At 37.2% G+C, this 12,416-nt stretch carries 12 protein-coding genes; 6 read left to right on the top strand and 6 right to left on the bottom strand.

The window, feature by feature from the left end; translation table 11 throughout:
- Positions 1-122: 122 nt before the first annotated feature.
- Complete coding sequence (locus ACSBFT_RS06030; protein ID WP_463046681.1) at positions 123-752, bottom strand: deoxynucleoside kinase; 630 nt, start codon at positions 750-752, stop codon at positions 123-125.
- 111 nt (positions 753-863) lie between these two features.
- Here ACSBFT_RS06030 and trhO point away from each other — a divergent pair, with 111 nt between their 5' ends.
- The 3 genes from trhO (at position 864) to ACSBFT_RS06015 (ending at position 4,652) form a co-directional block, all read left to right on the top strand.
- Positions 864-1,850 (top strand): oxygen-dependent tRNA uridine(34) hydroxylase TrhO, encoded by a 987-nt coding sequence (gene trhO, locus ACSBFT_RS06025; protein ID WP_463046682.1) that lies wholly within the window; start codon positions 864-866, stop codon positions 1,848-1,850.
- A gap of 470 nt (positions 1,851-2,320) precedes the next feature.
- Entirely contained in the window at positions 2,321-3,088 is a 768-nt protein-coding gene (surE, locus tag ACSBFT_RS06020; protein ID WP_489603921.1) for a 5'/3'-nucleotidase SurE, read from the top strand.
- Position 3,089: 1 nt separating this feature from the next.
- Entirely contained in the window at positions 3,090-4,652 is a 1,563-nt protein-coding gene (locus tag ACSBFT_RS06015; RefSeq protein ID WP_463046683.1) for a GH3 family acyl-acid amido synthetase, read from the top strand.
- Between the two features lie 168 nt (positions 4,653-4,820).
- Here ACSBFT_RS06015 and ACSBFT_RS06010 read toward each other — a convergent pair whose 3' ends face one another.
- The 3 genes from ACSBFT_RS06010 to ACSBFT_RS06000 all read right to left on the bottom strand — a co-directional run bounded on the left by ACSBFT_RS06010 (position 4,821) and on the right by ACSBFT_RS06000 (position 8,044).
- Positions 4,821-5,429, bottom strand: a complete 609-nt coding sequence (locus tag ACSBFT_RS06010; protein WP_463046684.1) for a LysE family translocator — start codon at positions 5,427-5,429, stop codon at positions 4,821-4,823.
- A 124-nt stretch (positions 5,430-5,553) separates the two neighbouring features.
- Positions 5,554-7,371 (bottom strand): DUF885 domain-containing protein, encoded by a 1,818-nt coding sequence (locus ACSBFT_RS06005; protein ID WP_489603920.1) that lies wholly within the window; start codon positions 7,369-7,371, stop codon positions 5,554-5,556.
- A 124-nt stretch (positions 7,372-7,495) separates the two neighbouring features.
- Positions 7,496-8,044: an NUDIX domain-containing protein gene (locus tag ACSBFT_RS06000; protein ID WP_463046686.1), complete on the bottom strand. Its 549-nt coding sequence runs from the start codon at positions 8,042-8,044 to the stop codon at positions 7,496-7,498.
- A 47-nt stretch (positions 8,045-8,091) separates the two neighbouring features.
- Here ACSBFT_RS06000 and ACSBFT_RS05995 point away from each other — a divergent pair, with 47 nt between their 5' ends.
- Both ACSBFT_RS05995 and ACSBFT_RS05990 read left to right on the top strand, forming a co-directional pair.
- A complete protein-coding gene (locus ACSBFT_RS05995; RefSeq protein WP_489604869.1) occupies positions 8,092-9,090 on the top strand; it encodes a cation diffusion facilitator family transporter in 999 nt (332 codons plus the stop codon).
- Positions 9,091-9,217: 127 nt separating this feature from the next.
- Positions 9,218-9,952 carry a 3-keto-disaccharide hydrolase gene (locus ACSBFT_RS05990; protein ID WP_489603919.1) on the top strand — a complete coding sequence of 245 codons (735 nt, stop codon included), beginning with the start codon at positions 9,218-9,220 and terminating at the stop codon, positions 9,950-9,952.
- 97 nt (positions 9,953-10,049) lie between these two features.
- On the opposite strand, the gene folE is transcribed toward ACSBFT_RS05990, so the two are convergent.
- Together folE and ACSBFT_RS05980 are read right to left on the bottom strand one after the other, a co-directional pair.
- The gene (folE, locus tag ACSBFT_RS05985) at positions 10,050-10,763 is read right to left on the bottom strand and encodes a GTP cyclohydrolase I FolE (protein WP_463047563.1); all 714 of its coding nucleotides are present in this window, start codon (positions 10,761-10,763) and stop codon (positions 10,050-10,052) included.
- On the bottom strand, positions 10,726-11,142 hold the full coding sequence (locus ACSBFT_RS05980) for a 6-pyruvoyl trahydropterin synthase family protein (protein WP_463047562.1): 417 nt from the start codon (positions 11,140-11,142) through the stop codon (positions 10,726-10,728). The genes folE and ACSBFT_RS05980 overlap by 38 nt, the downstream gene beginning before the upstream one ends.
- Positions 11,143-11,405: 263 nt before the next feature.
- Here ACSBFT_RS05980 and ACSBFT_RS05975 point away from each other — a divergent pair, with 263 nt between their 5' ends.
- Positions 11,406-12,386 carry a class I SAM-dependent methyltransferase gene (locus tag ACSBFT_RS05975; RefSeq protein WP_489603918.1) on the top strand — a complete coding sequence of 327 codons (981 nt, stop codon included), beginning with the start codon at positions 11,406-11,408 and terminating at the stop codon, positions 12,384-12,386.
- Positions 12,387-12,416 lie beyond the last annotated feature (30 nt).

Here is a 12,416-nt window from a genome sequence, read left to right as displayed (position 1 = left end):
TTTTCATGAATTACTTTAAATAGTGTTAAATGTTCCTATAATGGGATGGTTAACAAACATACAAGGTAGATTATGCCTTGTATTTGAAAGTAAAAATAGGAGTTAGGCTTATTTGGAGTAAATCAAATTTTCAATTGTTTACCCAAGTTAATATGCTTTTCAATGGCCTTTGTAATGCTCAAAAAGTCTGTCTCGTTATTCACGAAATCCATCTCATTCACGTCAATTTCAATCAGTTTCCCATGCTCATATTGGTCTGAAAATTTTTCGTACAAAACATTGAGGCTTTTTAGATAATTAGGGTCAATGCTCTGCTCGTAATCTCTTCCTCTCTTTTTAATTTGCTTCAATAGCTTTGGAATGTCAGCCTTTAAGTAAATCATTAAATCGGGCGGACTTATAGCCTGCATAATGGTATTAAAAAGACTCTCGTAAGTTCTAAAGTCGGTTTCATTCAAATGGCCTGACTCATAAAGGTTTTGAGCAAAAATATAGGCATCTTCATAAATGGTCCTGTCCTGAATGATGGTTTTTTCTTCTTGAGATTTAATTTTAAGCACTTGCTCAAATCGTGAGTTTAAGAAGAAAACTTGCAAATGGAATGACCATTTCGGCATATCGCTGTAAAATGGAGCTAAGTAGGGATTGTTATCTACGGCTTCGTAATAGACTTCCCAGCCATAGTGTTCTGCTAATTTTTCTGCTAAAGTGGTTTTTCCGGCACCAATATTTCCGGTAATGGCTATATGCATAAGGCAAGAGAGCGTATAGGTATGAACCCAAAATTAGGACTTATACTGTCAATAATCATAGAAAATGCATAGAACCTTTATTAACTTTGCATTCGCATTTTTGAATTTATTATGAAAGACTTTAGCGTTATACTTTATTATATCTATTCGCCCATCGAAAATTTGGTGGAATATAGAGACGTACATCACCAGTTTTGCCTTGATAATAATTTGCTTGGTAGAATTATAGTGGCACCTGAGGGATTGAATGGTACGGTTTCTGGCTTAAAGGCAGATTGCGAAGCATATATGGCTTGGGTAAAAGAAGACCCACGTTTTTCGGCAGTAGAATTTAAAATAGAGGCTCTTGAAACTCATGCTTTTAAAAAATTATATGTTAGAATAAAGAAAGAGATAGTTCATTCTGAGCTGGGTGTCAATCCTAATGTGAGAACAGGAAAGCACTTAGAACCCGATGAATTTAAAGCCATGATGAATGACGATGACGTGGTGTTGGTGGATATGCGTTCTAATTATGAGCATGCTGTAGGGAAATTTAAAGGTGCCGTCACTTTTGATATGGAGAATTTAAGAGATTTGCCGGATCATATGCAGGAGATTGAGCATTTAAGAGATAAGAAAATAATTACCTACTGTACGGGAGGCATTAAATGCGAAAAGGCCAGTGCTTATTTATTGGAGCAGGGATTTGAAAATGTCTATCAACTTCACGGTGGTATTATCAAGTATGGTTTAGAAGCCGGTGGAGAAAATTTTGATGGAAAATGCTATGTTTTTGATGGCAGGCTCACCACGGAGGTTAATGCTGTAAATCCAGTTGTAATTTCGAAATGTCATATCTGTGCAACAAAATCTGATAGGATGGTGAACTGTGCCAATCCTGTTTGTAATCAGCATGTGGCCATTTGTGAAAGCTGTGGGGATGAAATGCAGGGGGCTTGTTCTACTGCGTGTAAAGAGCATCCCAGAAAGCGATATTATGATGGTACCGGTTATTATCAAAAAACACTAGAAGGTTACAAACCTGAAATTGCCGCCAGAACCAGAAAAAACACAAAGAAGCTCCATATTGTGGAAGATTTAGGTTTGAAAGACTGATGAACATTTTGCTCCAAATCTGGAAAAAGCTTCTGGGCTTTGCTAAGAACTTAATACATCCCTCCTTTCCGAATACCCAAATTCGGTGATAAATCGTCATCTTTTAAGATTATCTTTTAGATTCGTCGTTTGCTTATTTAGTGTTTCCATTAGAATGACCTTATTTCAACATTGGAAAGGACTATTCAGGAGCGTTAGGATGTGTTGTTGTATCAAAATAAGTTTATGACGCATTTCAATTCAAAACTGGATAGAATTGAGGCTATGTTACATTCTGATTAAACCAACCAAGAAGTAGAGCATTCCAAGCTCATAGCATGACGCTGAAGTAAAGTTTTTGTTAATAATTAAACTTCACAAGTGCCTGACAACCTGTCGTCAACGAATACCTACATACCAGAATTGAATTAGAGCCGAGAAGCAATAGCCTTTTTTGCCTACTTTTGTTGACCAAATAAAATAGACTTTTGATGAAGCCACTGATTGTAGTAAGTAATGACGACGGCATAACCTCTCCTGGAATAGCTGTTTTAATAGATGCAGTAAAAGAAATTGGTGACGTTTTTGTTTTAGCTCCAGATAGTCCAAATTCGGGTATGGGACATGCCATAACAGTAGATAAAACTTTACACACTAAGAAATCAACTATTCACGAGGGTATAGTGGCTTATGAGTGTAGTGGAACACCTGCCGACTGTGTTAAACTGGCTAAACATCATTATTTAAATGGTAGGAAAATAGATTTGGTGGTGAGTGGTATTAATCATGGTCATAATGCATCACTTTCTGTTTTATATTCTGGAACTATGGCCGCCGCCAGAGAGGCTTCCATTGAAGGTATACCTGCTATTGGGTTTTCTATTGACGATTTCAGTTATGATTCAGATTTTTCTCATACAAAGCCTTTCATTAGAAAGATTTGTTTGGCTGTTCTAAAAAACGGAATACCGAAACACAATGCACTCAATGTTAACTTTCCCAAAAAGTCAGAAGAACCTATAAGGGGAGTTAAAGTTGTCAGACAAACTGATGGTTACTGGAAAGAGGAATTTGACGCAAGAAAAGACCCTCACGGCAGACCCTATTTCTGGATGGGCGGTGACTTTGTGAATCATGAACCTGATGCTGTAGATACAGATATGTGGTGTTTGGCAAACAATTATGTTGCTATTGTGCCTTGTCATTATGATATGACAAATTATGAAGGGATGAAAGAAATGGAAACTTGGAAATTCTAATATGGCTGTGATTGGAAACGTATTAAAAGGTGGTATTAAGTTATCAAATGCACTTCAAAAAATTCGTCAACCAAAGCCGTTTAAATGGCAAAAGAACACCTTGAAGAAGCTGTGTTCTACAGCTAGGGAAACACAATTTGGTCAGAAGTACGGTTTCAATGCCGTTCTTAAAACTTCTATAACAGGAGGAAAAAGAGATTTCTATGAAGCCTTTAAAAAGAATGTTCCTGTTTATGATTATAACAGAATTTATAAGGAATGGTGGCACAGATCTAGACATGGCGAAGTAGATGTAACATGGCCCGGAATCATCAGAAATTTTGCATTAAGTTCTGGCACCTCAGAGGCCGCATCTAAGGCGATACCTGTGAGCAATGAAATGATAAAGGCCATTCAAAGAACAAGTATAAATCAGATTATCTCTTTAGGGAATTATAAAAACTTACCTGCGGACCTATACGAAACAGGTTATTTAATGTTAGGAGGAAGCACTATTTTGAATGAAGTAGGGCATCATTATGAAGGAGATTTGAGTGGAATCACTCAGAAAACTATGCCGGCTTGGTTTCATAGATTTTACAAACCTGGTCAGCAAATAGCTCAAGAAAAAGATTGGGCTAAAAAACTGGAAGATATTACGGCAAATGCCAAAGATTGGGATGTCGGTTTTTTGGCTGGGGTACCTGCTTGGATTCAATTATTGATGGAGAAAATCATCGATAGATATGAACTCAAAAACATTCACGAAATATGGCCAAATTTAACAGCCTTTGCTTGGGGAGGCGTTTCCATTGAGCCTTACAAAAAGGATTTTGATAAGCTTTTAGGGAAACCTATCATTTACATAGAAACTTATTTGGCTTCTGAAGGTTTTCTTGCTTATCAGGTTAGACCAGAGGGGGGCTTACAATTGGTGCTGAATAATGGGATTTTCTTTGAATTCATTCCGTTCAATGAAGCCAATTTTGATACCGAAGGTAATATGCTAGCAAATCCTCAAACCTTTATGGTGGATGAGGTAGATGCCGGAAAAGATTATGCATTATTGATTTCAACCTGCTCAGGGGCTTGGCGATATCTGATTGGCGATACCATCAGGTTTACCAATGTGAAAAGAGCTGAGATTATTATTACAGGCAGAACCAAACACTTCCTGAGTTTATGCGGTGAGCATCTTTCGGTAGATAATATGAATAAGGCCGTGGATGCCGCTTCTGAGCATTTCGGTGTTTCAATCAGAGAATTCTGTGTTACTGGAATTAAACATCCTCCCCTTTTTGCTCATCAGTGGTACGTTGCCTGTGACGCAGACATTGACCCAGACGAAATGGGCAGATATATTGACCAAACGCTTTCAGAAATAAATGATGATTATGCTGTGGAACGTGGGCATGCCTTGAAGAATATTTTTTGTCGCGTATTACCACATGCGGCATTCATGTCTTGGATGAAATTAAAAGGTAAAGAAGGCGGTCAAAATAAATTTCCAAGAGTCCTTAAAGGAAATAGCCAGCAAGATTGGGAGAGCTTTGTGAAGCTAAATTATCCGCTACAGCAGATTTGAGTTTACTCAAGTTCTAAATAATAAGTTGCATTATTAGCTCCCAAGGAGTGAAATATAAGTAGAAAAATCTTCACAAAAGATGAAAATTGTTTTCGAGATTTTGCCAATGTTATCGATTCAAACCAACATCATGAATAACGGTCAAAAGGGTTTTATACCCCACTCCTCTTAAATAAAACCATCATAAGCAATTTTGGTAGCAATTATAATAAATATAATGGCGGTCAAACGTTTTATGTTACTTAAGGTTTTGGGATTCAAAAACACTTTAAGTTTACTAGCATAGTGGGCTATGACACATTCGGACAGAAAAATGGTGCTTAAGCAAATGACAAAAAAAAGGATAGTTTGATTTTGAGATAGCTGATAAGACTTTATCCCGCCAATGATAACAACCCATGTTAAAAAATTAACAGGATTTATAATATTTAACATGAAGCCTTTGGCGTAATAATAGATAAAACGTGCGGCTCTAAAATCCACAAACCGCTCTTTACTTGTTGTTTTTCTAAATTGACCCAAAGCCATCGCAAATAAAAGCACCACACAAATGGCTCTGGCGTAATTCTCAAAATTAGGAATATCGGGTAAAAATGAAGTTCCCATCAAAGCAACAGCCACTAAAACGACATCGCTACTTAAAACACCTGAGGCAATCTTAAAGCCCGCTTTTCTGCCGTATTCAATGCTGTTTTGCAGTAAAACAAAAAAAACAGAACCAAAACCGAAACTCAGGAAGATGCCCATCAAAAAAGCATAAAGACAAGCCTCTATCATTTTATAAACCCTGTAATTGGAATCGTTTTCAAAATATCTGCCATATCTAAATCCAAAATTTCATTGTCAAGTGAAGCCTCTTTACCCAGCATAATCAGCTCGGTAAAGAGGTTTTCTTTTGGTACTATTTTCTTTTCTCATTAATCCAATCATCCACAAGGGTCTCCAGCATACTTAAAGGAAGGGCTCCTGAAGTAAGTACTACTTCATGAAATTCTCTTAAGTCAAAATCCTCCCCTAATTCAGCCTGAGCTTTAGCTCGTAATTCTAGAATTTTCATCATCCCAATTTTATAAGCAGTGGCTTGTGAGGGCATTACAATGTGCCTTTCTACCATTCTTTCACAGTCTCTATCGCTACCAGCAGTATTATCTTTATAATACGCTATCCCCTCTTCTCTTGTCCATTTTTTCAAGTGAATTCCGGTGTCTACCACTAACCTACACGCACGCCAAAGCTCGGCTGCCAGTCTCCCATAGTTAGAATACGGATTAGCATATAAGCCCATTTCTTTAGGGATAAACTCACTATACAACCCCCAACCTTCTACATAGGCCGTATATCCACCAAACTTACGGAACCTAGGGAGGTTTGTCAATTCTTGAGCTATAGACCTATCCATGTGATGCCCAGGAATACCCTCATGATAAGCTAAAGCTTCCATATCATATTTTGGCATATCTTGCATATTTGCCAAATTGGCATAATAAGTTCCTGGCCTACTGCCATCTGGAGCGGGAGACTGATAAAAGGCAGAACCAGCCGCTTTTTCTCTAAAAGGCTCCACTCTTTTGACAATCATTTTTGCTTTAGGTTTTGTTATAAAAAGCTCATCTAAACGTGTCCTCATATTGTCAATTATGGCCGTAGCACTATCTAGGTAGGCTTGCCTTCCAGCATCCGTATTAGGATAGAAAAATGCTTCATCTTTTTGAAGATAGCCAAAGAATTCTTTCAAATCACCCTTGAAATTAACCTGCTTCATAACTTCTCTAATCTCATTATGAATTCTAGCCACTTCTTTCAGTCCAATTTCATGAATTTGCTCTGCCGTTAAATCTGTAGTGGTGGTTCGTTTTAAAGCAATGTTGTAATACTCCTTCCCGCCTTCCATTTTCCAAATACCGTCTTCGTCCGTGGCACGCTCATGCTGACCCTCTAGAAAAGCTATTAATTTATCGTAGGCAGGTAATACAGTACTTAACAAAGCTGCATCAGCCTTTCTTTTTAAGGCATCTTTTGAAGAAGGACTAAGCTCAAGTTTATCTATCTTATTATAAAAATCATACTGCAGAGCACTTGATTTCCCTTTGTCAAATGGGGCACCAGAAATGATATTTTTTGAAGATTCAATGACCCTCGGAAATACAAATTTCGGTGGTATAATATTCTTTTTTTCTCGAATTTCTAGATTTTCAATGACTTGGTCAAAGTAGGTACCCACCCTATTTAATCTGGCTACATAAGCCTCCGCATCACTTGAATCTGTAATAATATGCATATTTATCAAGAAAGATGCTACATCAGCATGCGGCCCAAACATCTGATTTACAGGATAATTATAATGACGCCATTTGTAATCAGATATCTCGTTTTCAGCATTTTCTTTGAATAACTTATAGCTAATAAGATCCTGTCCCTTTAAGGCATGGACATTAATAGAATCAAGCAGAAACTGTAACTCTTTTTTTGTTATTTCCAATTCTTTTGCCTTGTTGTCTTCTGAAAGGTCATTCCATTTGTCATAATCTTTTTTGATGCCTAAATAGGTTTGGAAAGACGGAGACCTATCCAACATCTCACTAAAGCTCTTTTCAAAAAAATCATTTATCTTGGTAGATTCGAGTTCTATTTCCTCTGGTGAATATATTTTGTCTTTATTGGAAGATGAACAGCTTAACAGAAAGCAAGCGAAAACAAAAAAGTATATGTTTTTTTTCATGGTATTATTTTTTAACCTTATAAGATAAGATATATTTCTTGGTGAATCCCAGTATTTTAGTCAAAAAGTAAATACTTTTCAATCAGACAATTTAAGCCTAAACGTACAACGTCACTATTGAAAACTAAATTTTCAACATTCGAGCTACTTTTAGGATGGCGGCTACGCTGAGGGAATCTGTAATTTCATTATCCATGACCATCTGAAGAGCTTCTGAGATGTGTACTTTTTTGACCTTTAGGTCTTCAGTATCTTCTGGTTGTGCGTCGCTTTGAGAAAGCCCTTTTGCTGTAAATACATAGCCCACCTCGTTACAAACAGAATTAGAAGTATGCACCTTACAAAGCATTTCAAAATGCTCCGCAATAAGACCAGTCTCTTCTTTAAGTTCTCTTTTGGCAGCTTCAGTCCACTCCTCTCCTATTGGGCAGCCACCTTCTGGGATTTCCCAAGAATACTCGTCTAAGGGTACACGGAATTGACCCACCAGCCAAGTAAAGCCTTCATTATCTAGAGGGAGCACGCCAATAGCCACATTTTTGAAGTTTACCTGACCATAAATGGCAGGATTCCCGTTCGGGTTCAGCATTTCTTTATGAACCACTTCAATCCAACTATTTTCGTATTCCGTTTTTTTGGATAAGGTCTGCCAAGGACTTTTCTGCTCTATCATGCCTGCGAAATTAGTAGAAATCGCTAAGTTTAAGCAATTGAAATAAAATTATTCTGGAACAGAATCATAGAAGTGTTAATCAAAAAGTCATAAGCCTTTCACTGGCAGTGGGTTTTGTATTAATGCTTATGAAATTTTTGGCTTACTACATGACCAATTCTAAAGCTGTTTTAACAGACGCTTCAGAATCTATTGTCAATGTGGCCGCAGCAGCCTTCGCTTTATATTCCATTTATATTTCTAATAGACCTAAGGATAGGAATCATCCTTATGGACACGGGAAAATAGAATTCTTTTCTAGCGGTGTGGAAGGAGTCATGATCGTTTTGGCGGGTGTAATCATGATCATACCTGCGGTCTATTCATTCTTTGAAAAGGCTGAAGTCAAGGCTATAAATAGTGGAATTGGGTTGATCAGCATCACCATGATTGTCAATGCTCTCTTGGGTTATTATCTGATTAGCGTTGGTAAAAAAAATGACTCTATTGCCATTTCGTCTGACGGAAAACACCTACTAATAGACAGTCTAAGTAGTGCGGCTTTAATTGCGGGTCTCTTCTTGGTGAAATGGACCGGAGAAGAAAGAATTGATGGCATTTTAGCCTTGAGTTTAGCCGCTTTTATTATTTACAACGGCCTTAAGATAGTCAGGAAGTCTATCAGTGGATTGATGGATGAACTAGACGAAGACACCTTTAGCACGCTTTTAGAAATTTTGAATCGTCATAGAAAACCCCGATGGATAGACGTGCATAATTTTAGAGTTCAGAAATATGGTGCGGATATACATATAGATTGCCATTTAACACTACCTTACTATCTTAGCCTAGAAGAAGCTCATAAAGAGGTAGGTCTTTTTGAAGACACGGTAGAATCAAACTATCCTTTTGATGTCGAAGTGTTTATACATACAGACCCATGTATTCCAGAATGTTGCAATTACTGTCAAGTGGCAGACTGCCCTGTGAGGAAAGAGGAATTTGCAGGCATAAAAAAATGGACTAGAAATAGAATTTTGTCAAATGCCAAACACTTTGAAAATTAGACTACGTTTAACCCGCTTTATTCATTAGAAAATCTCCCGATAGTTATCGGGACCGTAGCTAAATTGCTTCAAATCAATTCGTAAACCCATTATATTCAAACCAATTATCAATAACCCTATTTTAAGAATGAAAAAACTAATCTTACTCTTATCTATTTCAATGGCCTTCATGGCTTGCTCTTCCGAAACAACAATAGAAGAACCCTTGCCAAATACCCTATCGGAGCAGGAAAAGGAAGATGGCTGGAAGCTGTTATTTGACGGAGAAACCACCGAAGGCTGGCACCTTTACAATATGGGTAAAGTACCTTCTGCCTGGATTCCTGTTGACGGCATGTTGTATTGCAACCCTGATACTTTTGAAGTGGAACATGGAGATTTGCTGACAGACGCACAATACACCAATTATGAATTAACCTTCGACTGGAATATTTCAAAGGCAGGAAACAGTGGCGTTTTTATCAATGTCATGGAATCTGAAGAAAACCCGACGGCTTGGACCAGCGGACCAGAATATCAACTTTTAGATAACGCTGGCGTTCAAGCAGATTATCTTCAAGATTCAACCCGATGGGCGGCATGTTTATATGGTTTCCAGAAAATAAATAATGAAGTGACCCCTAAGCCTAGTGGGAGTTGGAACCATTCCAAAATCAGACAAGTAGACGGTAATGTTCAGTTTTGGCTAAATGATGTGCTTACTGCAGAAGAAGACTTCAACGGTGAAAACTGGAAAAAAGTGGTTGCCGAAAGTAATTTTAAGACTTTTGAAAATTTTGGAAAAGCCAGTAGTGGACATATTGCCCTTCAAGATTGGGCAAAAGGCGTTTACTTTCAAAATATCAAAATCAAGGAGCTTTAAACTCAAGTACGAACCTATAAAGAAAATTAAAAGGGGCTCTATCAAATGAATGATAAAGCCCCTTCTTTTTATATGATAGCTACCTCAGACTTACAAATCAATACTTCAACACGCCCTGTCTTAGACCCACCATTTTTATAAATTCATTTCTAGTTTCTGTTTCCATAAACTTTCCACCATAAAAAGTAGTGACCGTAGAAGAGGTTTGATCATTTATCCCCCTTGACGATACACACATGTGATCTGCATCCAAAATAACGGCTACACTTTCTGTTCCCAATACCGTTTTAAGAGCTTCCCCTATTTGAATGGTCATTCGCTCTTGAACCTGCGGTCTTCTTGCAAAATGATTTACTACCCTATGCAGTTTAGATAAACCTATTACATGCCCATTGGCTATGTATGCCACATGAGCTTTACCTACTATGGGCACAAAATGATGCTCACAGTTAGAATGGAACATGATATCACGTTCCACCAACATTTCTCTATACTTATAATGGTTCTTGAAATGTGTCAAAGCGGGTAAGTTTTTCGGATTTAATCCAGAAAAAAGCTCCTTTACGTACATTTTGGCCACTCGCCTAGGTGTCCCACTAAGGCTATCATCTGTTAAATCCAGACCCATGATGTGCATGATTTCTCTAAAATGTTCTTCTATTTTTTCCATTTTAGTATCATCATCCATGTCAAAAGCATCTGGTCTAAGTGGCGTTGAAAAAGCATTAGATGCAATGTGATCGTCGCCGATGGCATTTATTTCTTCGTCTCTATTATGCGGGGTATTCAACATAGTTTCTTTCAGTTTCATAGAGCCTTACTTTCAATTCTAGCTCTTTATTATTTAGGGCTCTTTCTAGTTTTTTGTGTATAACTATTGCAATGTTCTCTGCTGTAGGATTCAAATCCTTGAACTCAGGAACATCTAAATTTAGGTTTTTATGATCAAAGGCATCCAAAATATGCTCCTGAATTAAATCTGATAGAATCTTAATGTCTATCACATAGCCCGTTTCAGGATTCACCTCACCGGTTACCTTAATGTCTAAGTTATAATTATGACCGTGATAATTGGGATTATTGCATTTGCCGAAAACAGCAACATTCTTTTCATTAGACCAAGCAGATCTATGAAGTCGATGAGCAGCATTGAAATGCTCTTTTCTAAAAACGGCTACTTTTTTATTCAATAGTTTGAGATTTAGGATAAAGAAATTAAATGCAAAGTCTGTGCTTCATATTTCTTATCTGACATACTGTTTTGAAATTTGATAACTAAAATATGAGGGAATACGTTCATTTACGAGTGCGAGTTTCTAGAAGATTCTCGACAATTTCATTAAAGGAAAAATTGCTAAAATTTTAAGAGACCAATTAAACATAAGATAATTAAAAACTATTTGATGAGGGTTTTCGTTGGTGTAAGTGTCCTCCCTATAAAGTATTTATTTATATGAAAATATTTCAATTTTTGACCTACTTGGTTTTTCAGATTGTTCTGCTCCCAATTACTATTTTTGGGATACTTCTATCTGTCATTAAGTATTTAGCCTTAAGGAGTGCTGTAAAGCTTCCTGTTTCTGTGACGAACTCACTTTTTAATAAATGGGTGCTTCATACTTTTGGACAGCGGAAAGATACGGATGCGGTAGAGATGCTAAGCAACCTACCAGAAATGTCCATGGCTGGACTATGGTATATGTTTTTACCCGCCATACTGGCCAATAGGTTGACGGGTTATTTACCAAGTATTGCACGCATTTCTATGCCCGAAAAAGAATCCATTTATACACTTTTGGCTTCTAGAACACTGTTTTTTGATAAATTATATGAAGAAAAATTTGATGGCATAGAGCAAGTCGTACTTATAGGTGCTGGTTTTGATACACGTTTAGTAAAGTATTGTCATCATAAAAACATATCGGCTTATGAGCTCGACAATGAAGCCGTATTAAGTCAAAAACGTGTGGTGTCCCAAAGAGCAGAAATGGACCAATCATGGATTAATGCCATCTCCACAGACTTTAAAACGCAGGATTGGGTTCAAAAACTCACTTTAAATGGTTTTGATATCAAGAAGAAAACCTTCTTTCTTTTAGAGGGATTTACTGTAAATGTTGACGAAAACGAGCTGAAACAAACCTTAAAAGAGATTTCTAAAATTTGTTCTAAAGGAAGCCAATTGGCCTTCGACTTTTATTCTAAAGATTTTGATGAAAGTCGTCAAAAATCATTCAGAATTAAAGATAGGCTTATGATAAAACTAAATGGGCAGAAGCTTAAATTCGGAATTGAAATGACAGCCGCTCCCAAAGTTTACCTCGCTAATCTCATGACCTATGCAGATATGTTGCTCACAGATTTTGTGATGATGGGCGACTTCACGCCTACCAGCAAGCCACTGGGGGCTCTCGTTTTAGCTCAGAAATATTAGACAATATTCATACGAAATGTTCGATTAAAT

It is taken from the genome of Arcticibacterium sp. SM2516 (assembly GCF_057914865.1).
Note: the sequence above shows the minus strand (reverse complement) of the source record. Positions and strands in the feature narration are given on the sequence as shown.